General features: G+C 70.8%; 18 protein-coding genes and 5 tRNA genes. 14 read left to right on the plus strand and 9 right to left on the minus strand.

Annotated features, from left to right (window positions below):
* The first annotated feature begins 77 nt into the window (after positions 1 to 77).
* The 3 genes from ACFWWU_RS05185 (at position 78) to ACFWWU_RS05195 (ending at position 4,380) form a co-directional block, all read left to right on the plus strand.
* Positions 78 to 2,414: a polysaccharide lyase 8 family protein gene (locus ACFWWU_RS05185; RefSeq protein ID WP_384139165.1), complete on the plus strand. Its 2,337-nt coding sequence runs from the start codon at positions 78 to 80 to the stop codon at positions 2,412 to 2,414.
* Positions 2,415 to 2,577: 163 nt separating this feature from the next.
* Positions 2,578 to 4,161, plus strand: coding sequence for an acyl-CoA carboxylase subunit beta (locus ACFWWU_RS05190; protein ID WP_024756260.1), 1,584 nt, complete (start codon positions 2,578 to 2,580; stop codon positions 4,159 to 4,161).
* Between the two features lie 15 nt (positions 4,162 to 4,176).
* Positions 4,177 to 4,380, plus strand: coding sequence for an acyl-CoA carboxylase subunit epsilon (locus ACFWWU_RS05195; protein WP_384139168.1), 204 nt, complete (start codon positions 4,177 to 4,179; stop codon positions 4,378 to 4,380).
* A 161-nt stretch (positions 4,381 to 4,541) separates the two neighbouring features.
* On the opposite strand, the gene ACFWWU_RS05200 is transcribed toward ACFWWU_RS05195, so the two are convergent.
* The 8 genes from ACFWWU_RS05200 to ACFWWU_RS05235 all read right to left on the minus strand — a co-directional run bounded on the left by ACFWWU_RS05200 (position 4,542) and on the right by ACFWWU_RS05235 (position 15,274).
* Complete coding sequence (locus tag ACFWWU_RS05200) at positions 4,542 to 5,123, minus strand: ATP/GTP-binding protein (protein ID WP_024756258.1); 582 nt, start codon at positions 5,121 to 5,123, stop codon at positions 4,542 to 4,544.
* Positions 5,104 to 5,652, minus strand: coding sequence for a DUF742 domain-containing protein (locus tag ACFWWU_RS05205; RefSeq protein ID WP_384139170.1), 549 nt, complete (start codon positions 5,650 to 5,652; stop codon positions 5,104 to 5,106). Before ACFWWU_RS05205 ends, ACFWWU_RS05200 begins: the two co-directional genes overlap by 20 nt.
* Before the next feature lie 93 nt (positions 5,653 to 5,745).
* A complete protein-coding gene (locus ACFWWU_RS05210) occupies positions 5,746 to 6,159 on the minus strand; it encodes a roadblock/LC7 domain-containing protein (RefSeq protein ID WP_053725133.1) in 414 nt (137 codons plus the stop codon).
* Between the two features lie 7 nt (positions 6,160 to 6,166).
* Positions 6,167 to 9,490 carry a nitrate- and nitrite sensing domain-containing protein gene (locus tag ACFWWU_RS05215; protein ID WP_384139173.1) on the minus strand — a complete coding sequence of 1,108 codons (3,324 nt, stop codon included), beginning with the start codon at positions 9,488 to 9,490 and terminating at the stop codon, positions 6,167 to 6,169.
* A gap of 371 nt (positions 9,491 to 9,861) precedes the next feature.
* Complete coding sequence (locus tag ACFWWU_RS05220; RefSeq protein ID WP_317599476.1) at positions 9,862 to 10,452, minus strand: ATP/GTP-binding protein; 591 nt, start codon at positions 10,450 to 10,452, stop codon at positions 9,862 to 9,864.
* Positions 10,433 to 10,837 (minus strand): DUF742 domain-containing protein, encoded by a 405-nt coding sequence (locus ACFWWU_RS05225; protein ID WP_384139177.1) that lies wholly within the window; start codon positions 10,835 to 10,837, stop codon positions 10,433 to 10,435. Before ACFWWU_RS05225 ends, ACFWWU_RS05220 begins: the two co-directional genes overlap by 20 nt.
* A gap of 132 nt (positions 10,838 to 10,969) precedes the next feature.
* Positions 10,970 to 11,383, minus strand: coding sequence for a roadblock/LC7 domain-containing protein (locus ACFWWU_RS05230; protein WP_015036421.1), 414 nt, complete (start codon positions 11,381 to 11,383; stop codon positions 10,970 to 10,972).
* Between the two features lie 9 nt (positions 11,384 to 11,392).
* Positions 11,393 to 15,274: a nitrate- and nitrite sensing domain-containing protein gene (locus ACFWWU_RS05235; RefSeq protein ID WP_384139180.1), complete on the minus strand. Its 3,882-nt coding sequence runs from the start codon at positions 15,272 to 15,274 to the stop codon at positions 11,393 to 11,395.
* Positions 15,275 to 15,845: 571 nt separating this feature from the next.
* Here ACFWWU_RS05235 and ACFWWU_RS05240 point away from each other — a divergent pair.
* The 9 genes from ACFWWU_RS05240 (at position 15,846) to ACFWWU_RS05280 (ending at position 19,904) form a co-directional block, all read left to right on the plus strand.
* A complete protein-coding gene (locus ACFWWU_RS05240; RefSeq protein WP_384139183.1) occupies positions 15,846 to 16,076 on the plus strand; it encodes a hypothetical protein in 231 nt (76 codons plus the stop codon).
* 90 nt (positions 16,077 to 16,166) lie between these two features.
* Positions 16,167 to 16,961 (plus strand): fumarylacetoacetate hydrolase family protein, encoded by a 795-nt coding sequence (locus ACFWWU_RS05245; protein ID WP_384139186.1) that lies wholly within the window; start codon positions 16,167 to 16,169, stop codon positions 16,959 to 16,961.
* Positions 16,954 to 18,429, plus strand: a complete 1,476-nt coding sequence (gene gltX / locus ACFWWU_RS05250) for a glutamate--tRNA ligase (RefSeq protein WP_384139188.1) — start codon at positions 16,954 to 16,956, stop codon at positions 18,427 to 18,429. Before ACFWWU_RS05245 ends, gltX begins: the two co-directional genes overlap by 8 nt.
* Positions 18,430 to 18,545: 116 nt before the next feature.
* Complete coding sequence (locus ACFWWU_RS05255) at positions 18,546 to 19,268, plus strand: HAD family hydrolase (RefSeq protein ID WP_384139191.1); 723 nt, start codon at positions 18,546 to 18,548, stop codon at positions 19,266 to 19,268.
* 93 nt (positions 19,269 to 19,361) lie between these two features.
* Positions 19,362 to 19,433 (plus strand) — tRNA-Gln (locus ACFWWU_RS05260).
* A 41-nt stretch (positions 19,434 to 19,474) separates the two neighbouring features.
* Positions 19,475 to 19,547 (plus strand) — tRNA-Glu (locus ACFWWU_RS05265).
* Between the two features lie 84 nt (positions 19,548 to 19,631).
* Positions 19,632 to 19,704, plus strand: a tRNA-Glu gene (locus ACFWWU_RS05270).
* Positions 19,705 to 19,718: 14 nt separating this feature from the next.
* Positions 19,719 to 19,790 (plus strand) — tRNA-Gln (locus tag ACFWWU_RS05275).
* 41 nt (positions 19,791 to 19,831) lie between these two features.
* Positions 19,832 to 19,904 (plus strand) — tRNA-Glu (locus ACFWWU_RS05280).
* A gap of 141 nt (positions 19,905 to 20,045) precedes the next feature.
* Here the strand turns inward: ACFWWU_RS05280 and ndgR are convergent.
* On the minus strand, positions 20,046 to 20,762 hold the full coding sequence (ndgR, locus tag ACFWWU_RS05285) for an IclR family transcriptional regulator NdgR (RefSeq protein WP_017235973.1): 717 nt from the start codon (positions 20,760 to 20,762) through the stop codon (positions 20,046 to 20,048).
* 140 nt (positions 20,763 to 20,902) lie between these two features.
* Here ndgR and leuC point away from each other — a divergent pair, with 140 nt between their 5' ends.
* The gene (leuC, locus tag ACFWWU_RS05290) at positions 20,903 to 22,327 is read left to right on the plus strand and encodes a 3-isopropylmalate dehydratase large subunit (RefSeq protein ID WP_384139194.1); all 1,425 of its coding nucleotides are present in this window, start codon (positions 20,903 to 20,905) and stop codon (positions 22,325 to 22,327) included.
* A gap of 6 nt (positions 22,328 to 22,333) precedes the next feature.
* The gene (leuD, locus tag ACFWWU_RS05295; RefSeq protein WP_384139197.1) at positions 22,334 to 22,927 is read left to right on the plus strand and encodes a 3-isopropylmalate dehydratase small subunit; all 594 of its coding nucleotides are present in this window, start codon (positions 22,334 to 22,336) and stop codon (positions 22,925 to 22,927) included.
* Positions 22,928 to 23,008 lie beyond the last annotated feature (81 nt).

Genomic DNA, 23,008 nt, shown 5'->3' on the forward strand with positions numbered 1-23,008 from the left:
GCTCATTGATTGCGTCGGAAAACCGGTGTTACACCAGGCGCCGAACGGTCTCCACCACTTCCCCCCGGGAGGCTCCCGTGCCCGTCCCCGCCTGGTCCCGCCGTACGTTCCTGATCACCGCCTCCGCCGCGGCCGCGGCCCTCGGACTCCCGCTCCCCGCCTCCGCGGCGGAGAGCGAGTTCGAGGCGCTGCGGCTCCGCTGGCTCGACCTCTCGCTCGGCTCCGGCTTCGACGCCGGGGCCGAGCCCTACGCCTCCAAGCTCGCCGAGACGGGCACGCTCGCCCGTGCCTTCCGCGCCTCCATGGCCCCCGCGCCCACCTCACTCTGGCCCGGCGTCACCTTCGACCCGCCGGCCGGCATCACCCAGAGCTACAGCCGTCTGTGGACCATGACCCAGGCGTACGCGCAGCCCGGCACCGGCCTCACCGGCGACCCGGCCCTGCTCGCCGACGTGCTGACCGGCCTCGACCACCTCTCCGCCACGGTCTACCGCGCGGGCGCTCCCCGCTACGGCAACTGGTGGGAGTGGCAGATCGGCAGTCCCCGCCTCCTCATGGACGTCGTCGCCGCACTCCACCCCCACCTCGGCGCCGAACGGATCGCCGCCGCCTGCGCCGCCGTCGACCACTTCGTCCCGGACTCGGTGCTCATGACCTACAGCGGCACCTCCACCGGCGCCAACCGCGTCGACCTCTGCCGCTCGGTCGCCCTGCGCGGGGTCCTCGGCGCGAACCCCGCCAAGATCGCCCTCGCCCGCGACGCCCTCTCGCCCGTCTTCCCGTACGTGACCCAGGGCGACGGCCTCTACGCCGACGGCTCCTTCGTCCAGCACACCTGGGTCGCCTACTCCGGCACCTACGGGCAGGTCATGCTCGACGGCCTCGGCCGGCTCTTCTCGCTCCTCGCCGGCTCCACCTGGGCCGTCACCGACCCGAACCGGCAGATCGTCCTCGACAGCGTCGAGAAGGCCTACGCGCCCCTGATCTACGACGGCCTGATGATGGACAGCGTCAACGGCCGCGCCATCAGCCGCGGATACCTCAAGAACGACGACCGGCAGATCATGCGCTCCGACCACTTCCACGGCCAGGGCGTCATCGCCGCGATAGCCCTCCTCGCCGGCGGGGCCTCGCCCGCCGAGCGCGACCGCTGGCACGCGCGCGTGAAGGGGTGGATCCGGCGCGACACCGTCTCCCCGATCCTCACCGCCCGCCAGTTCGGCGTCGCCGACCTCGCCCGGCTGCACGCCGTGGCCGCCGCCCCCGTCCCCGCCGCGCCCGAGCCGACCGGACACCGGCTCTTCACCGCGATGGACCGGGCCGTGCACCGCCGCCCCGGCTGGGCCGCCAACATCGCCATGGCCTCGCAGCGGATCTCGTATTACGAGTGCGGCAACGGCGAGAACCCCCGCGGCTGGCACACCGGCGCCGGGATGCTCTCCTGGTGGACCCCGGAGCTCGGCGACCAGTACACCGACTGGTTCTGGCCCACCGTCGACCCGTACCGGCTCCCCGGCACCACCGTCTCCACCCGGCGCCTCGCCGACCGGGCCGGCGGCGAGTGGGGCGCGCCCAAGCCGGCCGTACGGTGGGTCGGCGGCGCCACCGACGGCGAGTACGCGGCCGTCGGCCAGCACCTCAAGGGCCTCGGCTCCACCCTGGAGGCCCGGAAGTCCTGGTTCTGCGCGGCGGACGCCGTCATCTGCCTCGGCGCGGGGATCACCGCGACCGACGGCGTGCCCGTCGAGACGGTCGTCGACAACCGGCTCCTCGGCGAGAGCGGCGACCGGGCGTTCACCACCGGCGAGGGCTGGGCGCACCTGGACGGCCACGGCGGCTGGGTCTTCCCCGCGGACGCCTCGTCCGAGGGCATGGGGAACCTCCACACCCTCCTCGACGACCGCACCGGCGCCTGGAGCGACATCAACACCACCAGCTCGACCGAGCGCCGCACCCGCCGCTACCGGACGCTCTGGCTCGACCACGGCACGGACCCGGTCGCCGCCTCCTACGCGTACGTCCTGATGCCCGGCGCCTCCCGGCGCCGGATCGCCGCCCGCGCCGCCGACCCCGGCTGGCTGCACGTTCTCGACAACACCGCCGAACGGCAGGCGGTGGCCGTCCCGTCCCTCGGACTGACCGCGGCGAACTTCTGGCAGGCCGGTACGGTGGGGGCGCTCACGGTCACAGCCCCGGCGAGCGTCCTCGCCCGCCGGCGTCGCTCGGTGCTCGACCTGAGGGTCGCCGAACCGCCCCGCACGGGTCAGCCGCTGGAGCTGGTCTGGGACCGCCCGGTCCGCCGGGTGCTCGCCCACGACCCCTCGGTGGAGGTGCTCGGCACCGGCGGTTCGCTCCGTCTGCGGATCACCCCCGGTACGGCGGGAGCTACGCACCGTTGCGAGGTGCTCGTCTAAAACCTCGATCGTCTATGTGAGAACCCCACAAACACGGGGGGTGCCTGGCTGTTGACTCGGGCTGGACGGGCGACGGTTCTGTCCAGCCCCACCAGGAATCGACACAGGAGACTGTACGGAGTCGACGGCGGGGTTTTCTTGTCCGACTTCGTAGGGTCGGTACATGACCGTTGTGGACCAGATCCCGAGCGAGCCCGCTGACGCCCGTGGCCGAGTGGCCGAGCTGCACGTCCTGCGCGAGCAGGCGCTCCGCGGCCCGAGTGACCGCGCCACCGAGGCCCAGCACGCGAAGGGCAAGCTGACCGCTCGTGAGCGCATCGAGCTGCTCCTCGACGCCGGTTCCTTCAGCGAGGTCGAGCAGCTGCGCCGCCACCGGGCGACGGGCTTCGGCCTGGAGGCGAAGAAGCCGTACACCGACGGTGTCATCACCGGCTGGGGCACGGTCGAGGGCCGCACGGTCTTCGTCTACGCGCACGACTTCCGGATCTTCGGCGGCGCGCTGGGCGAGGCCCACGCGACGAAGATCCACAAGATCATGGACATGGCCATCGCGGCCGGTGCCCCGCTGGTCTCCCTGAACGACGGCGCCGGCGCCCGCATCCAGGAGGGCGTCTCGGCGCTCGCCGGCTACGGCGGCATCTTCCAGCGCAACACCAAGGCCTCGGGAGTCATCCCGCAGATCTCCGTGATGCTCGGCCCGTGCGCCGGCGGCGCGGCCTACAGCCCGGCCCTGACCGACTTCGTGTTCATGGTCCGCGAGACCTCGCAGATGTTCATCACGGGCCCGGACGTCGTCAAGGCGGTCACCGGCGAGGAGATCACCCAGAACGGCCTCGGCGGCGCCGACGTGCACGCCGAGACCTCGGGCGTCGCGCACTTCGCGTACGACGACGAGGAGACCTGCATCGCGGAGGTCCGCTACCTCCTGTCGATGCTCCCGCAGAACAACCGCGAGAACCCGCCCACCGTCGCCTCCGAGGACCCGGCGGACCGCCGCTCCGACGTCCTGCTCGACCTGGTGCCCGCCGACGGCAACCGCCCGTACGACATGCACAAGGTCATCGAGGAGCTCGTCGACGAGGGCGACTACCTGGAGATCCACGAGCGCTGGGCCCGCAACATCATCTGTGCCCTGGCCCGGCTCGACGGCCAGGTCGTCGGCATCGTCGCCAACCAGCCCCAGTCGCTGGCCGGTGTCCTGGACATCGAGGCCTCCGAGAAGGCCGCCCGCTTCGTACAGATGTGCGATGCCTTCAACATCCCGATCATCACCCTTCTGGACGTCCCCGGCTTCCTGCCGGGCGTCGACCAGGAGCACGGTGGAATCATCCGCCACGGCGCGAAGCTGCTCTACGCGTACTGCAACGCGACCGTGCCCCGGATCAGCCTGATCCTGCGCAAGGCCTACGGCGGCGCTTACATCGTCATGGACTCCCAGTCCATCGGCGCCGACCTGACGTACGCCTGGCCCACCAACGAAATCGCGGTCATGGGCGCCGAGGGCGCCGCCAACGTGATCTTCCGCAAGCAGATCGCCGAGGCCGAGGACTCCGACGCCATGCGCGCCCGCATGGTCAAGGAGTACAAGGCCGAGCTGATGCACCCGTACTACGCGGCGGAGCGCGGCCTGGTCGACGACGTCATCGACCCCGCCGACACCCGCCAGGTGCTCATCCGGTCCCTCGCGATGCTCCGCACCAAGCACGCCGACCTGCCGTCCCGCAAGCACGGCAACCCGCCTCAGTAAGAGGAGCCACCTCACGTGACCACCCCTGCCAATCTTCTCCGTGTAGAGAAGGGCCACGCCGACCCCGAGGAGCTCGCCGCCATCACGGCGGTCCTGCTCGCCCGCGCGTCCGCCCGCCCCGATGAGGTCGCGGCGGCGCACGACGGCCGCTCCACGGCCGGCTGGCGCCGTCTGGAGCGCCAGTCGGGCTTCCGCCCCTCCCACTCCTGGCAGGGCTGACCCCCGCCGCACCGAAGGCCCCCGCTCCCACCCGGAGCGGGGGCCTTCGGCGTACCGCCGTCGGGCGCCCGCCGGACGCCCGTCGGACGAACGAAGGAGACCCCGCGCACCGACCGGTGCGCGGGGTCTCCTTCCGAGATGCGTACGGACGTCCGTCGGGACTACCGCAGGCGGGCCATGAGGGCGTGCTCGACGAGGGTGATGAGCGCGCTCTTGGCGTCCGCGCGGTGACGGGCGTCGGTGATGATGATCGGGGTGTCGGGGCCGATCTGGAGGGCCTCGCGGACTTCCTCGGGCTGGTACGGCTGGTGTCCGTCGAAGCCGTTGAGGGCGATGACGAAGGGGAGGCCGCTGTTCTCGAAGTAGTCGACGGCGGGGAAGCAGTCGGCGAGACGGCGGGTGTCGACGAGGACGACGGCGCCGATGGCGCCGCGCACCAGGTCGTCCCACATGAACCAGAAGCGGTCCTGACCGGGCGTACCGAAGAGGTACAGGATCAGGTCCTGGTCCAGGGTGATACGGCCGAAGTCCATGGCGACAGTCGTCGTCGTCTTGTCGCCGGTGTGCGTGAGGTCGTCGATGCCCGCGGACGCAGACGTCATGACGGCCTCGGTACGCAGCGGGTTGATCTCCGAGACGGCGCCGACGAACGTGGTCTTGCCCACGCCGAAGCCGCCCGCCACCACGATCTTCGCGCTGGTGGTTGAGCGGGCTGCACCGCCGCTAGAGCTTGCGAAGTCCACTGAGCACCCTTTCGAGCAGTGTCACGGCTGGCTGGCCGCCGGCGGCCTCGTCGCCGCCTGGCTGGTGGATGGCGACAAGTCCGGCCTCCGCCAGGTCGGCGACGAGGATCCGGGCGACGCCGAGAGGAATGGAGAGCAGGGCCGAGATCTCGGCGACCGACTTGATCTCGATGCACAGCTGGCAGATCCGCTGGTGCTCGGGCAACTGCCCCTGCAGCCTGGCCAGATCCGCCGTGGTGCTGACCAGCGCCTCGATGGCGAGCTGGTAGCGCGGCCGGGTCCGGCCGCCGGTCATCGCGTAGGGACGCACGAGCGGGTTGTGCCCGCCCGTACCGCCCGAGGACGAAGCGCGCGAGGCGCTCGGCGAACCCGCGGGCGTGTGCTGGGCCTGAGGCTGCCGATAGGGCTGCGAAACGCCCTGTCTGCTCGGGGCGGAGGGAAAGTTGAACCGGTTCTGCGCGGTGTCGCCCTGCGGCGCCTGGTACGCGTCGTATCCGTTGTAGTGGCTTGCGCCCGGGGGTGTTCCCACGTCTCCTCCTCCGACTGCCTCGCGGTTCCATGTCCCTTGGAGCCGCGCCACCGCACCTTACGGTGCGGTGACGTGAAACGCACTGTCTGTCTGTTAGTTGAGAAGACTTCCCTGAAGCTCCGCCCGGAGGTCAGGAGTCAGGACGGACCCCGCGCGGTCCACGAGCAGTGCCATCTCGTAGCCCACGAGGCCGATGTCGGCCTCCGGGTGCGCGAGCACGGCCAGCGAGGAGCCGTCCGAGACCGACATGATGAAGAGGAAGCCGCGCTCCATCTCCACCACGGTCTGGTTGACCGCACCACCCTCGAAGATCCGGGACGCGCCCGCGGTCAGCGAGGTCAGTCCGGAGGCGACGGCCGCCAGCTGGTCGGCTCGGTCACGAGGGAAACCCTCGGACATCGCCAGCAGGAGTCCGTCGGCGGAGACCACCACCGTGTGGGACACCCCAGGGGTGTTGTCCACGAAGTTGGTGATCAACCAGTTCAGATTCTGCGCCGCCTGGCTCATGCTCACACTAACGCTCCTGGTTGTAGGTACTGCCCGGGCCGAGGCCCGATCCGTTCGTGTCCGTTCCCGCGTTGCGTCCCTGCGTGACGCCGCGGCGCAGGTTGCTCAACCTGCCCCGTACGTCCTCGGGTGCGCGGGAGACCTGGGGGCCGCCCTGCGGCGTCTGCTCCGCCGTGCCCTCGACCAGGTTGGCCTTCGGGACCCGCCGGGGAAGACCGGACGAGGTGACCCCGCCCGCCTTCGGGTCCTTCAGCTTCCCGGCCCGCTGCCAGCGCTCGTCGTTGGCCGAGCGCCAGGCCTCGGGGCCGTCGGCTTCCTTCTGCTGCTCCACCGACCCCGCCGGCTGCTCGGCCTGCACCGGCTGCTGCGCCTGAGCGGGCTGCTGGGCCTGCGCGGGCGGTGTCTGTCGCGGCGCCTGCTGCTGCGCCTGCGGGGCGACGCTGCCGCGGCGCGGCAGACCTGCGTCGGTCAGCGCGTGGCCGGCGTCCGGGGCGGGGTTCGGAGTGGGACCCGGACGGTCGAAGCCTACGCGGTCGGGGGCCTGTTCGGGAGCGGCCGGAGCAGATTCCGATTCCGCTCCGTACTGCTGTCCGTAGCCACCCTGGTAGGCACTCTGGTCCTGCCACTCGCCCTGGTGGGGCTGGGGATCGAACGCATTGCCGTACTGCTGGTGTTCGACTGCCGGAGCCTCGTACGTGGGTTCCGCATAGCCGGACTGCGGGTACGCCTCGTAGCCCTGCTGCGGGTACTCGCCGGCGTACTCCTGAGCCTGACCCTGGGCCTGGCCGTACTGCTGCTGGGGCTGCTGCGCGTACTCCTGGTGCTGCGCGTACTCCTGCGGCTGCTGGGGCTGCTGCGCGTACTCACCGGCGTACTCCTGGCCGTACGCCTCGGGCTGCGCGTACTCCTGGCCCTGGCCGTACTCCTGCTGTCCCTGGCCGTACTCCTGCGCGGCGGGCTCCGCCTCGTCGCGGAAGAGCGGCCGGTCGCCGCCCTGCACCTGGGCGCCCAGGGCCGCGCGCCGCTCCTCGCGGGTCAGCGAGCGGTTGACCGGGTCGAGCTCGCGCTCGCCGTCGCCCTGCTCCTCGTAGCGCGAGTCGTCGAAGCCCAGGTCGGCGGCGGTCAGCATCGCCTGCGGCGCCGGAGCCTCGAAGGCGGTCTGCTGCTGCTGGGGAATGATCTGCGAGACGGTGAAGTCGTCGTGGACCGGCTGCTCGCCGCCGCCACCGTGCGTGATCGCGTCCGGCAGCATGACGAGCGAGGTCGTCCCGGCCTGCTCGCCCGAGGGGCGGAGCTGGACCCGGATGCCGTGCCGGTCGGCGAGGCGGCCGACCACGAAGAGGCCCATGCGCTGCGAGACGGCGGCGTCCACGGTCGGCGGGTTGGCCAGCTTGTGGTTGATGTCCGCGAAGTCCTCGGCGGTGAGGCCGATGCCCTTGTCGTGGATCTCGACCATCACGCGGCCGTCGGGGAGACGGGTCGCGGTGACGCGCACCTTGGTCTGCGGGGAGGAGAACGTGGTGGCGTTCTCCAGGAGCTCGGCGAGCAGGTGGACGAGGTTGGTCACGGCCTGGCCGTGGATCTCGGCCTCGGGCACGCCGGCCAGCTCGATGCGCTCGTACTGCTCCACCTCGGAGGAGGCGGCGCGCATGACGTCGACCAGCGGCACCGGCTGGTCCCAGCGGCGGCCCGGCTCCTCGCCGGCGAGGACGAGGAGGTTCTCGCCGTTGCGGCGCATACGGGTCGCCAGGTGGTCCAGCTTGAAGAGGTTCTCCAGCTGGTCCGGGTCGGCCTCGTTGTTCTCCAGGTCGGTGATGAGGGTCAGCTGGCCCTCGATCAGCGACTGGTTGCGGCGCGAGAGGTTGGTGAAGATCGCGTTGACGTTGCCACGGAGCATGGCCTGCTCGGCGGCGAGCCGGACGGCCTCGCGGTGGACCTGGTCGAAGGCGCGGGCGACCTCGCCGATCTCGTCCTGCGAGTCGATCGGGATCGGCTGTACGCGGGTGTCGACCCGGCCGGGCTCGGTACGGGAGAGCTGGTCGACGAGCATCGGCAGGCGCTGCTCGGCGATGCCGAAGGCGGCGGTGCGCAGCTGCTGCATCGCGCGGCTCATCTGGCGGGCCATCATGCCGGCCAGGATGAAGGCGGTGAGCAGGGCGATGACGACGATGCCACCGATGACCCAGGCGTCCGTCTTGGCCTCGTCGGAGATCTTGACGGCCTCGGTCACGGCCTTGTCGACGAGCGCCTTCTCGACCTCGGAGTAGCCCTCGAACTTGGCGGTCGCGACGGCCATCCAGCTCTCGGCCGTGATGCCCTTCGACTTCAGGGCAGCCAGCGCCTCGGGGGACTTGGCGGTGCCGATCGCGGAGGCGACGCCGGAGTAGACGGAGCCGTCCTTGCCCTTGGGCAGCTCGACGTCGGCGGCCTGCATCTGCTTCGCGCCCTCGGCGGCCTTGCCGGCCATGACCTTCTTGAGGAGCTCGACGTCCTCGGGCAGGGCGCCGGAGCCGTACTCGCCGAGGGCGATCTGCTCCAGGTAGTTGTACGAGTTGAACGCCACGGACTGCTGGGCGAAGACCGCCTCCGTCCGGCTGGGCCGGACCAGGAGCTGCGTGCCGATGGAGCGCTGGAGCGACTCGGCGCCCTTGGCCAGCTGGACGGCGTAGACGCTGCGGCCGTAGGTGGTGACGTTGCCGGTGCCGAGACCGAGCTCGTTGGAGAACTCGGTGAGGTAGTGCTGGACGCCGGTGTACCCGAGCTGGGTGTTCACCGGGTCGAGCGAGCGGCTGTACGCGGCCTTGCGGAGCGCGTCGAGCTTCGGCTCCTCGTCCTTGAAGAGCCGCAGACGGCGCTCCAGACCCTGGCCCGAGGGAAGGTTCTTGGCCGCCTCGTCGAACTTCAGACGAGCGGCGTCGGTCGCCGCGTACGCCTGCTCGACCGCGTCGGCCTTGCGGTCCTCGGGGGTCTTCGCGGCGAGCAGGGGCGCGGCCGTGAGGTCGCGCTCGTTGAGGAGCGCGGTGCTGTACTCCGAGGCGGCCCGCACGATGAGGGCCGTCTTCTCGGCGTCCTGCGCCTCCTGCCAGGTGTCGATGGCTCCCTTGACCTGGAAGCCGCCCATGACGAGGCCGACCAGCACGGGTATCAGGAGGATCGCGTTCAGGCGGGTGGGCACCCGCCAGTTGCGCGGCGACAGCTTGCTGGAGTTGCCCGGGGTCGCCGCCGGCGGCGGTGTCACGGGCACGTCCGCGGGCGACACCGCTGTGCGCGACGGCGGGGTGAAGTTGCCCCGCGTCTCCTGCTCCGCGGAGCTTTCCTTGCTGCGCCTCACTCGACCAACAACCTCTCGGCGTCGGCACCTACGTTGTGCCGGTGTTTCGTTCAGGGCCGTACTACTCGGGAGTTCATGAATTGCAGCACGTGAAGGGGTTCCGTTCCAAACAGTGGGAAGCGACCGCTTTCCGTGGTCCAGGCCCGACATAAAACGGGCATAAAGAGCGAGCCCCGCCAAATGGCGGGGCTCATGTGAGCGCTGTGACACCGGTCGAATGCGTCGGGTGTCCGAGGCGCCCCAATTCTCTGTCGAAACGTTATGAACGCGGGGGCGTCCGTGTCGAAGGACACAGATCACCCCTCACGAAGGCATATGACAAACGCACGGGCCCGTCCACGGTCCGACGGGCCGTCCGATCCTGCGGCCCGCTACTTCAGACGGGCCATGAGGGCGTGCTCGACGAGGGTGATGAGCGCGCTCTTGGCGTCCGCGCGGTGGCGGGCGTCCGTGGTGATGATCGGGGTGTCCGGACCGATCTGGAGGGCCTCGCGGACTTCCTCGGGCTGGTACGGCTGGCTTCCGTCGAAGCCGTTGAGGGCGATGACGAACGGCAGGCCGCTGTTCTCGAAGTAGTCGACGGCCGGGAAACAGTCGGCGAGACGGCGGGTGTCGACGAGGACGACGGCGCCGATGGCGCCGCGGACCAGGTCGTCCCACATGAACCAGAAGCGGTCCTGGCCCGGCGTACCGAAGAGGTACAGGATCAGGTCCTGGTCGAGGGTGATGCGGCCGAAGTCCATAGCCACCGTGGTGGTGGTCTTGCCTCCGGTGTGGGTCAGGTCGTCGATCCCCGCCGAGGCGGAGGTCATGACGGCCTCGGTACGCAGCGGGTTGATCTCCGAGACGGCGCCGACGAACGTGGTCTTGCCCACGCCGAAGCCGCCCGCCACGACGATCTTCGCGCTGGTGGTCGACCGGCTGGGAGAGCCGGCGCCGCCGCTAGAGCTTGCGAAGTCCACTGAGCACCCTTTCGAGCAGTGTCACGTCCGGCGTGCCGCCGGTCTCTCCGTTGCCCGGCTGGTGGATCGCCACCATGCCGGCCTCTGCCAGGTCGGCGACGAGGATCCGGGCGACACCGAGCGGCAACGAAAGGAGCGCCGACACCTCGGCCACCGACTTGACCTCGCGGCACAGGTGGCAGATGCGCTGGTGCTCCGGCAGCAGGGTGGCGAGGTGTGCCGGGTCGGCCGTGGTGCTGACCAGCGCCTCGATGGCGAGCTGGTAGCGCGGCCGGGTCCGGCCGCCGGTCATCGCGTACGGACGCACCAGCGGCTGGTCGCCCTCGTATCCGTACTCGTCGACTGAGGCGCCGTACGGATCGTGAGAGGCGGGGGGCGGGGTCATGAATCCTCCGGGCGTGACAGCGAGCTTCCGCCGTCTGATGGGGCCGGTGGGGGGCCGGGTGGGGCGGCCGGACGATGAACATGTTCAGGGCGGTACGGAGGGGCGTACCGCCCTGTCGGTGCGAGAAACCCGCTAGTGGAGCAGGCTGCCCTGGAGCTCCGCTCGGAGATCCGGGGTGAGCACGCTGCCGGCCCGGTCGACCAGCAGCGCCATCTCGTAGCCCACGAGGCCGATGTCGCACTCGGGGTGGGCGAGCACGGCCAGTGAGGAGCCGTCGGAGACCTGCATGAGGAAGAGGAAGCCGCGCTCCATCTCCACCACGGTCTGCGCGACGGGGCCCCCCTCGAAGATCCGGGACGCGCCCGCGGTCAGCGAGGTCAGTCCGGACGCGACCGCCGCGAGCTGGTCGGCGCGGTCACGGGGGAATCCTTCGGACATGGCCAGCAGGAGTCCGTCGGCGGAGACCACCACCGTGTGGGACACCCCAGGGGTGTTGTCCACGAAGTTGGTGATCAACCAGTTCAGATTCTGCGCCGCCTGGCTCATCGCGTTCAACTAGCGCTCCTGCTGGTGGTTCGGACCGAGCGGGTGGTTACCCGTGGTCGAGTTGCCCGCCTGTCGGCCCTGCTGGATGCCGCGGCGCAGATTGGTGAGCCTGCCGCGGACGTCGTCGGGTGCACGCGAGACCTGGGGGCCGGCCGTGTGCGCCTGCTCCTGTGCGGTCCCGGGTACGAGGTTGGCCTTCGGCACGCGCCGGGGAAGACCGGAGGTGGTGACGCCGCCGGCCGCGGGCTTGCGCACCCGCTCGGCCTGACGCACCAGCTCGTCGTTGGGCGAGGTCCGCCAGGCGGCCCCGCCGTTCTGCCGGCCGTCGACGGCACCGGCACCGGCCGGGCCCCCGGCCGGACGCTGCGCCTGCGGGGCGGCCGGGGCCTGCCCCTGCGGCGCGGCCTGCTGCTGGCCCTGCTCCTGGTGGAACCAGTTGGTCTCCAGCGTGTCGTACAGCGGGGTACGACCGTCGCCCGCGCCGGCCGGCGGCAGCGCCTCCGGACGGCGGGGCTGCTGGAGCTGCGGCTGACGCGGCTGCTCGGCCTGCTCGTTCGCCGGAGCCGGGGCACCGAAGTCGGGGCCGCCGGTCCGCTGCCGCGGGGCCGGAGCCTGCTGCTGGGCCTGCTGGGCCTGCGGTACGTAAGGCTGCTGACCGAACTGCTGCTGCTGGCCGCCCTGGTAGCCCTGGGGCTGCTGCTGCTGCTGCTGCTGTGCGTGCGGGGCCTGCTGGGGCGCCTGCTGCGGGGCGCCGAAGTCGGGGCGCGCGAACTGGCCCGTGGAGCCCGGACCCTGCGCGGCTCCGAAGTCCGGCAGCGGGAACTGGCCCGTGGAACCGGGACCCTGCGACGCACCGAAGTCCGGCCGCGGGAACTGCGCCGTCGACCCCGGGTCCTGCACACCGCCCTGGTACGTCTGGATCTGCGGGGCCTGGGGCGCCTGCTGACCCTGCGGGGCCTGCTGCGGCGCGCCGAAGTCGGGGCGCGGGAACTGGCCCGTGGAGCCGGGGCCCTGGGGGGCCGCCGGAGCCGCGTACCGGCCCGTCGTCTCCGGGTCCTCGTGACCGCGCGGGGCGTCCAGCGGGCTCATCTCCTGCTGCGGGCGCCGGACCGGCTGCTGCGCCGGGTCGTTGCCCCAGCTCGCGGCCTGCGGGCGCTGCGGCTGAGGGTTGCCGCCCGGGAGCTCGGCGCGCGGGGCGCCGTAACCGGCGGGCTGCTCGCCCTGCGGGGCCTGCTGCTGGGCACCCGGCCCGGCCTGCCGGCCGCCCTGGTTGCTCTGGCCGCCCTGGTTGCCCCACACGTCCGTACGGGACGGGATGGCGCTCGCCGCACCGCCGATGAGACCGCCCGCGCCGGGGGCCGGACGCAGCGGCTCCTGCCGCGGCGCCTGGGGTGCCTGCGGCAGCTGCCCGGTCTGGTCCAGCTGCGCGTGCTGCGGCTGCTGGGTACGCGACGGCTGGGGGCCACCCGTGAGCGGGGCGCCCTCACGACCGGGCAGCGCGGCGCGCGGAGCGCTCGAACCGACCTGGCCGCGGGTGGCACCGGCGCCGATCCGGCCGGCCGCCGACGAGGGGGCACCGCCGGGAGCACCCGGACGTCCGCCGGGGCCACCGGCCGCGCCGGGACCGCTGGGGAGCCGGCCGCCGGGGGCCGAGGCACCCGGGGGCATCGCGCCCTGGCCGGCGCCGTTCGGCTTGGGCATGGGCTTCCTGCCGCCCTGGGCGACGTCGACCGGAAGCATGACGAGCGCGGTGGTGCCGCCCGAGTCGGAGGGGCGCAGCTGGATCCGGATGCCGTGTCGCAGGGACAGGCGGCCGACCACGAAGAGACCCATGCGGCGGGAGACCGAGACGTCCACGGTGGGCGGCGAGGCGAGCCGCTCGTTGATCGCGGCGAGGTCCTCGGGGGAGAGGCCGATGCCGGTGTCGTGGATCTCGACGAGCACCCGGCCGTCGGGCAGCGCGTGACCGGTCACGCGGACCTTGGTCTGCGGGGAGGAGAACGAGGTGGCGTTCTCCAGCAGCTCGGCGAGGAGGTGCACGAGGTCGTTGACGACCCGGCCGGCGACCTCGGTCGCCGGGACCGCGGCCAGCTCGATGCGCTCGTACTGCTCCACCTCGGAGGCGGCGGCGCGGAGCACGTCGACCAGCGGGACGGGGCGCGTCCAGCGACGGCCCGGCTCCTCACCGGCGAGGACGAGGAGGTTCTCGCCGTTCCGGCGCATGCGGGTCGCGAGGTGGTCGAGCTTGAAGAGCGAGGACAGCTGGTCCGGGTCGGCCTCGCGGGACTCCAGCTCGGAGATGAGCGAGAGCTGACGCTGGATGAGGCCCTGGGAGCGGCGCGAGAGGTTGGTGAACATCGCGTTGACGTTGCCCCGGAGGAGGGCCTGCTCGGCGGCGAGGCGGACGGCCTCGCGGTGCACGTCGTCGAAGGCCGCGGCCACCTGGCCGATCTCGTCGCGGGAGTGCACACCGACGGACTCGACGGAGGTGTCGACGTCCTGCGGGTCCGACTCGGAGAGCTGCCTGACGAGCTCGGGCAGGCGGTCCTGGGCGACCTTGGTCGCGGTGTCCTGGAGCCGGCGCAGCGAGCGGATCATGGACCGGGCCACGATGAAGGCGCCGATGAGCGAGACACCGAGGACGAGGAGGATCAGGGCACCGTTGATGATGGCTTCGCGCTGGGCTTCCTGCCGCAGCTCACGCGCCATGGTCTCCATGTCGCCGAGCAGGATGCGCTCGATGCGGTTCATGGCGGTGATCTTGGTGCCGTACTCGTCGGTGAAGTTCAGGTGGCCGCGCCTGGTGCCGCCGGGCATCGCCTCGTCCGACTTCAGTACGCGCTCGGCGTACTTGTCGGCGGCGGCGATGGACGGGTCGCCGGTGTTGAGGACGGCGGTCAGCTCCTCGGCGTCGCCGCCGGTCGACTCGTAGATCGCCTGGAAGGACTTGAGCTCGACGCCCTCGGAGTTGAAGGCGGCCTCGCCGTAGAGGCGGTCGCCCTGCTGGATCTTTCCGGGGGTCCTGTCGCTCGGGGGGAGCGCTCCGGCGATGATCGCCTGCTGGATGGAGGCGTACTCCTTGGCGGACGAGAAGGCGGCGAGCGCCCGGGTCCGCTTGATCATCTCGGGGTTGCTGGTCGCCTGCGCCATGTCCTGGGACAGGCTGAGCAGCGAACGGATGAGACGGCTGTACGCCTCGACCGTCACCGAGTGGGAGACGCCCTTCTCGTAGGCGTTGCCGCGGATCGTGTGGAGCCCGATGACCTGCGAGGCGATCTGGTTGACGTTCTGGCGGATGCTCCGCAGCGCCTCGTCGTCCTCGGTGCTCGGGATCTCCTCGGTGGCGTCGAGGAAGGCCTTGTACTCGCGGTCGGTCCGCTTGCGCGGGTTGGAGACCTGGTAGTCGCTGGTGGGCCTGTCGTTGGCCAGCGGGCCGGCGGAGAGGTCACGCTCGGCCTGGAGGGCCTGGGCGAGGTCGGTCGCCTCACGGGTCAGCTTGGTCAGCAGCTGCATGTGGTCGAGCTGCTCGATGTCCTGGAGCGACTCGCTGATGCGGATACCGCCCAGGGAGGTGGCCGCGACCACGGGCAGGGTCAGCAGGGCGACCAGACGCGTGGAGATGCGCCAGTTGCGCAGGGCTATTCGGGGGCCGACCTCGTTCCCGGCCTTGGGCTTGGCGGGAGTCGCGGCGGGCTCGGCCGGTGTGGCCCCGGCGCTCGCGCGCCTGCCGTCACCGCCGTCGCCGGACGGTCCCTGACCCTGGTTGGGGGTGTGCGAGGCCGAGGGACCGCGGTCGGTCCCGGCACGCGGTTCCTGCTCCGCCGGAGCTTCGGCTCGGCCCTGACGGGCCTGGGGAGACCCCGAGCCATCCCTCTTGAAACGTCCCTGCACTAGCGTCGCAACCTCTGGACCAGGCGTCCTTCCGGGTGAACGGAGAGGACGGTGTCGGCGTCGTAGGGACGCAGGATGCGCCCCAAGGTGGTCGTCGGTGACCGGCGCAGTTCCCCCTTCCCCGCCACTCGGAACCGGCGCTGCGTTGCGCCCCCTGCGCGCCGGCTTGAAACCCGCGACGGTGCGTGGAATTCCAGCACAGTGCCGGACCTCCAACAAGGGCCCCGTGTCGGACCCGGAGCGGGATGACAACCCGTACCCGAGATGTCACCCCATGTAGAAGATGATCACGGAGGATTCGGGCGTTTCTCCTCGAATGGGTCCACGTGCCCGTGTGTCCCAGTCGCGATGATCAGGAGCGGAATAGAGCATTCAGTGCCGGAATGCCCGTTTCCGTGACGGGTCGCGGCAGTCCGTAATGCCGGGAATGTGGAGTGATTGGTGAGCAAACTCACACGATGATCGATGCCTTAGCCATGCATTCGAAGGGAATCGCATGTTTAGCCTGACGCTTTACACGATGCTCGCGCCCGCACGGGCGCCCCTCCCGGGACAGGGTCTGATCAACACCATGAACCCCACGAACACCGCGAACACCGCGAACACCGCGACGCTCCAGTCCACGGCCAACCCCCGCCGCTCCACCCTCGTCCACCTCGAGGACGCCGCACAGCTCGGCCGGGGCGCCCTGCCGGAGTACGCCACCGAACTCCCCGGGCAGACGGCCAACCCGCGCCGCACCGTCCTCATGACCGCCCCCGCGCCCTACGAGCCCGCCCCGTACGCCTCCGCGTCCCGCTGACACCGCCGACACCGCCGGTCGGCGCCCCCTCGCCGCGTTAGCCTGGAGCGTCAGACTCCAGCCAGCACCAAGTGAGGGGCGACAGCACTCGTGCGCATCGCCAGATTCTCCATCGACGGCAATGTGGCCTTCGGCGCCGTCGAGGGCGAGGGAACCGTCGAGTCCGGCGGCCTCGTCCTCGACATCATCAAGGGCATCCCGTACACCGACTTCGAGCTCAGCGGCACCAAGGTCCCGCTCGGCAAGGTACGGCTCCTGCCGCCCGTGCTCCCCAACAAGGTCGTGGCCATCGGCCGCAACTACGCGGAGCACGCCGCCGAACTCGGCAACGAGGTCCCCGACGTACCCGTCGCCTTCTTCAAGCCCACCACTTCGGTGATCGGCTCCGGCGACGCCATCGAGTACCCCTCCTTCTCCAACGAGCTGCACCACGAGGCCGAGCTGGCCGTGGTGATCGGCCGCATGTGCCGCGAGGTGCCCCGCGAGCGCGTCAAGGACGTCATCTTCGGCTACACCTGTGCCAACGACGTCACCGCCCGCGACGTCCAGCAGCGCGAGAAGCAGTGGGCCCGCGCCAAGGGCTTCGACACCTCCTGCCCCCTGGGGCCCTGGGTGGAGACGGACATGAGCATCGCTGCCGCGAGCGACCTGACCATCCAGGCCACGGTCAACGGCGAACAGCGCCAGCTGGGTCGGACGAGCGACATGGTCCGCTCCATCGAGGACCTGGTCGTCCACATCACCGAGGCCATGACGCTGCTCCCCGGCGACGTCATCCTCACCGGCACCCCCGCCGGGGTCGGCCCCCTCAACGTCGGCGACGAGGTCGCCGTCACCATCGAAGGCATCGGCACTCTCACCAATAAGGTGATCAAGCGTGGCTAACGCGAACATCCGCGTCCGTTTCTGTCCCTCGCCGACCGGCAACCCCCACGTGGGCCTGGTCCGCACCGCTCTCTTCAACTGGGCCTTCGCCCGGCACAACGAGGGCACCATGGTCTTCCGCATCGAGGACACCGACGCGGCCCGCGACTCCGAGGAGTCGTACGACCAGCTGCTCGACTCCCTGAAGTGGCTCGGGCTCGACTGGGACGAGGGCCCGGAGGTCGGCGGCCCGCACGCGCCGTACCGCCAGTCGCAGCGGATGGACATCTACAAGGACGTCGCGGAGAAGCTGCTCGCCGGCGGCTACGCGTACCACTGCTTCTGCACGGCCGTGGAGCTGGAGGCCCGTCGTGACGCGGCCCGCCTCGCCGGCAAGCCGTCCGGTTACGACGGCACCTGCCGCAACCTGAGCGCCGAGCGCATCGAGCGCTACCGCGCCGAGGGCCGCGACGCGATCGTCCGCTTCAAGATGCCCGACGAGCCGATCACCTTCACCGACCTGGTCCGCGGCGAGCTCACCTTCACCCCGGACAACGTCCCGGACTACGGCATCGTGCGCGCCAACGGCGCCCCGCTGTACACCCTGGTGAACCCGGTCGACGACGCCCTGATGGAGATCACCCACGTCCTGCGCGGCGAGGACCTGCTCTCCTCCACCCCGCGCCAGATCGCGCTCTACAAGGCGCTGATCGAGCTGGGCGTCGCCAAGGAGATCCCCGCCTTCGGCCACCTGCCGTACGTCATGGGCGAGGGCAACAAGAAGCTCTCCAAGCGCGACCCGGAGGCCTCCCTCAACCTCTACCGGGAGCGCGGCTTCCTCCGCGAGGGCCTGCTGAACTACCTGTCCCTCCTGGGCTGGTCGTTCTCGGCGGACCAGGACATCTTCACCATCGAGCAGATGGTGTCGAAGTTCGACATCGCCGACGTCAACGCCAACCCGGCGCGCTTCGACCTCAAGAAGGCCGAGTCGATCAACGCGGACCACATCCGCATGCTCGACGTGAAGGCCTTCGCCGAGGCCTGCGAGCCCTGGCTCCAGGCCCCGCACGCCAACTGGGCGCCCGAGGACTTCGACCGCGCCGCCTGGGAGGCCATCGCGCCGCACGCCCAGACCCGTATGACCGTCCTCTCGGAGATCACGGCCAACGTCGACTTCCTCTTCCTCCAGGAGCCGGTCTTCGACCAGCCCTCGTGGGACAAGGCGATGAAGGGCGAGCCGGCCGCGCTGCTCACCACGGCACGCGAGAAGCTCGTGGACGCCGACTGGAGCGACCCCGAGTCCCTGAAGAACGCGGTCCTGGCCGCCGGCGAGGCCCACGGCCTCAAGCTCGGCAAGGCCCAGGCCCCCGTCCGCGTCGCCGTCACCGGCCGCACGGTCGGCCTCCCCCTCTTCGAGTCCCTGGAGATCCTGGGCAAGGAGAAGTCCCTGGCGCGCATCGACGCCGCGCTGGCGAAGCTCGCCGGCTGAGCCTCGTACTCCGTCCCTGGGGGCGGCGACCGGAACTCCGGTCGCCGCCCCCAGGGCGTTTCCCGGCCCGGACGAAACAGCCGCGCGGGACGGGGAGGCGGCGGTACGGTCGTGGCATGAGCATCCGCGCCGTCCTGTGGGACGTGGACGACACGATCTTCGACTACGAGGGTGCCGACCGCGTCGGCATGCGCGGGCACCTCGCGGCCGAAGGGCTGCTCGACGGGTACGACTCCGTCGACCAGGCCCTGGCGCGCTGGAAGGAGCTCACGGAACTGCACTGGCGCCGCTTCGAGATCGAGGGCGGCGACTTCCAGGACCAGCGGCGGGCCCGGGTCCGGGACTTCCTCGGGGCGCCGGCGCTCTCCGCCGCCGGGGCCGACGACTGGTTCGACCGGTACGTCGTCCACTACCAGGCGGCCTGGGAGCTCTTCCCCGACGCCCTGCCCGTCCTCGACCTGCTCGCGGACGACTACCGGCACGCGGTCCTGTCGAACTCCAGCATCCACGCCCAGGAACCCAAGCTCCGCTTCCTGGGCGTACGCGACCGTTTCGAGGCCGTCCTGTGCGCCGCCGAGCTCGGTGTCGCCAAGCCGGCCCCCGCGGCCTTCCACGCCGCCTGCACGGCCCTCGGCCTGGCACCGGAGGAGATCGCGTACGTCGGGGACCAGCCCGACACCGACGCGCGGGGCGCGGTGGAGGCGGGGCTCCTGGGCATCTGGCTGGACCGCGCGGACACCGGCGGCCGGCCCGAGCTGCGACGGATCACGGACCTCCGCCAGCTCCCCGCCCTGCTCGGCGGGGATACCCGTTTTGGAGCACCGTCCACCTTCGGGTAATGTTCTTTCTGCGCCGAGGGGAACAAGCCGAAAGGCAAGAACCCGGAAAGCGCAAGCCGAGTAAGGTCCTCCCTGGTGGGGACGTTGCCCCGGTGGCCTATGGTGTAATTGGCAGCACGACGGTTTCTGGTTCCGTTAGTCTTGGTTCGAGTCCAGGTAGGCCAGCTCGCAGAGCTCATCTGCAACTCGTGGATGGCATCCACAAAGCCCCCGTTGTGTAGCGGCCTAGCACGCCGCCCTCTCAAGGCGGTAGCGCCGGTTCGAATCCGGTCGGGGGTACAGATCCATCCTGCGGAACACTTGGGTAGCTCCCGGTGAATCCGCGGTGACATCACCCGGCTCATGCCGGGTGGGATCGCTAGGGCCCCCGTTGTGTAGCGGCCTAGCACGCCGCCCTCTCAAGGCGGTAGCGCCGGTTCGAATCCGGTCGGGGGTACGGTGTAACCACCATGGCCTATGGTGTAATTGGCAACACTACGGTTTCTGGTACCGTCATTCTTGGTTCGAGTCCAGGTAGGCCAGCTCGCAGAGCTCATCTGCACCCGCGGATCTGATCCGCAAGGGCCCCCGTTGTGTAGCGGCCTAGCACGCCGCCCTCTCAAGGCGGTAGCGCCGGTTCGAATCCGGTCGGGGGTACAGAACGAGGAAGCCCTTCCCTTCGGGGGAGGGCTTTTTTGCTGTTCGGCATCGACCGTCACGTAGGAGAAGCGGGTACAACTCCGGCCCACCGCTGCGGCGTTGAAGCGGTGGGCCGGGGGACGGACCGGGACGGAGGCGTCAGCCGTTGCGGCGGAGCGCCTCGGAGAGGCGGGCGGCGGCGTCGATGACCGCCTGGGCGTGCATACGGCCCGGGTGGCGCGTCAGGCGCTCGATCGGACCCGAGACCGACACGGCGGCCACGACGCGGTTCGAAGGGCCGCGTACCGGCGCGGAGACGGACGCGACGCCCGGCTCCCGCTCGCCGATCGACTGGGCCCAGCCGCGGCGTCGTACGCCCGACAGGGCCGTCGCCGTGAAGCGGGCGCCCTGGAGGCCGCGGTGCAGCCGCTCGGGCTCCTCCCAGGCCATCAGGATCTGCGCCGAGGAGCCGGCCTTCATCGTCAGCGTCGAGCCGACCGGGACGGTGTCCCGCAGGCCCGAGAGCCGCTCGGCCGCCGCCACGCAGATGCGCATGTCACCCTGGCGCCGGTAGAGCTGCGCGCTCTCGCCGGTGACGTCGCGCAGATGCGTCAGCACGGGGCCGGCGGTCGCGAGCAGGCGGTCCTCGCCGGCCGCGGCCGCGAGCTCCGAGAGGCGCGGTCCGAGGATGAACCGGCCCTGCATGTCACGCGCCACCATCCGGTGGTGTTCCAGTGCCACGGCGAGACGATGTGCCGTGGGTCGTGCGAGTCCCGTCGCCGCGACCAGTCCTGCGAGGGTGGCCGGACCGGACTCCAGGGCGCTCAGGACAAGGGCTGCCTTGTCGAGAACGCCTACGCCGCTAGAGTTGTCCATGCAACGATATTCGCGTCTCACTCTGTGAAACGCAAGTTCAATTTTCCGAGGACCTTGGCACTCTGGAGAGGCGGCCGCACAACGGCCCGCGAAACGGGTCTCTAGTTGTGCCGGCGTAGACGTCGGCCGGAGGGAAAGCGATGGGTAGGACACTCGCGGAGAAGGTCTGGGACGACCATGTCGTCCGGCGCGCCGAGGGCGAGCCCGACCTCCTCTTCATCGATCTGCACCTGCTGCACGAGGTGACCAGCCCGCAGGCCTTCGACGGCCTCCGCCAGAACGGCCGGCAGGTGCGGCGCCTCGACCTCACCATCGCCACCGAGGACCACAACACCCCGACCCTCGACATCGACAAGCCCATCGCGGACCCCGTCTCCCGCGCCCAGCTGGAGACCCTGCGGAAGAACTGCGCCGAGTTCGGCGTCCGGCTGCACCCGCTGGGCGACGTCGAGCAGGGCGTCGTCCACGTCGTCGGACCGCAGCTGGGCCTGACCCAGCCGGGCACGACCGTGGTCTGCGGCGACTCGCACACCTCCACGCACGGCGCCTTCGGCGCGCTGGCGTTCGGCATCGGCACCAGCCAGGTCGAGCACGTGCTCGCCACCCAGACGCTGCCGCTCGCCCGCCCGAAGACCATGGCCATCACGATCGACGGCGAACTGCCCGAGGACGTCACCGCCAAGGACCTGATCCTCGCGATCATCGCGAAGATCGGCACCGGCGGCGGCCAGGGCTACATCCTGGAGTACCGCGGCTCCGCCATCGAGAAGCTCTCGATGGAGGCCCGGATGACCATCTGCAACATGTCGATCGAGGCCGGCGCCCGCGCGGGCATGATCGCCCCCGACGAGACCACCTTCGCCTACCTGGAGGGCCGCGACCACGCCCCCGAGGGCGAGGACTGGGACGCCGCCGTCGCGTACTGGAAGACGCTGAAGTCCGACGAGGACGCCGTCTTCGACGCCGAGGTCATCATCGACGCCGCCTCGCTGGCGCCGTTCGTCACCTGGGGCACCAACCCGGCCCAGGGCGCGCCGCTTTCGGCGAACGTCCCCGACCCGGCTTCGTACGAAGACGCTTCGGAGCGCCACGCCGCCGAAAAGGCCCTGGAGTACATGGGGTTGACCGCCGGGCAGTCGCTGCGCGACATCAAGGTCGACACCGTCTTCGTAGGCTCCTGCACCAATGGCCGTATCGAGGACCTGCGCAACGCCGCCGGACTGCTCAAGGGCCGCCAGGTCGCCGACGGCGTCCGCATGCTGGTCGTCCCCGGCTCCGTCCGGGTCGCCCTGCAGGCCGTGGAGGAGGGCCTGGACAAGGTCTTCAAGGAGGCCGGCGCCGAATGGCGGCACGCGGGCTGCTCGATGTGTCTGGGCATGAACCCCGACCAACTGGCCCCCGGTGAGCGCTCCGCGTCCACCTCCAACCGCAACTTCGAGGGCCGGCAGGGCAAGGGCGGCCGGACCCACCTGGTCTCGCCCCAGGTCGCCGCCGCCACCGCCGTCCTGGGCCACCTGGCCTCCCCGGCCGATCTGTCCGACGCCACCACCACCGCGGGGGTCTGAGGAACCATGGAAGCTTTCACCACGCACACCGGCCGGGCCGTCCCGCTGCGCCGCAGCAACGTCGACACCGACCAGATCATCCCGGCGCACTGGCTCAAGAAGGTCACCCGCGACGGCTTCGAGGACGGCCTCTTCGAGGCCTGGCGCAAGGACTCCGAGTTCATCCTCAACCGCCCCGAGCGGCAGGGCGCCTCGGTCCTGGTCGCCGGCCCCGACTTCGGCACCGGCTCCTCCCGTGAGCACGCCGTCTGGGCGCTCCAGAACTACGGCTTCCAGACGGTCATCTCCGCCCGCTTCGCCGACATCTTCCGCGGCAACTCGCTGAAGAACGGCCTGCTCACCGTCGTCCTGCCGCAGGAGACGGTGGACGCCCTCTGGGAGCTGACCGAAGCCGACCCGACCGCCGAGGTCACGGTCGACCTGGAGCAGCGCAAGGTCCTGGCCGCCGGGATCGACGCGGACTTCGAGCTCGACGAGAACGCCCGCTGGCGTCTGCTGAACGGACTCGACGACATCAGCCTCACCCTTCAGAACGAAGCCGACATCGCGGCCTACGAGGCGGCACGACCGGCCCATAAGCCCCGTACAATTACGGTCTGAGCAGCGCTTTTCCAAGACTGCGCCCCCCACCGCCTGGTGGGGGGCGCAGTCGCTTGTTGGGACCCTGTCGGGCGACAACTC

Source organism: Streptomyces sp. NPDC058650 (assembly GCF_042717315.1).
In the GTDB taxonomy this organism is placed as follows: Bacteria; Actinomycetota; Actinomycetes; order Streptomycetales; family Streptomycetaceae; genus Streptomyces.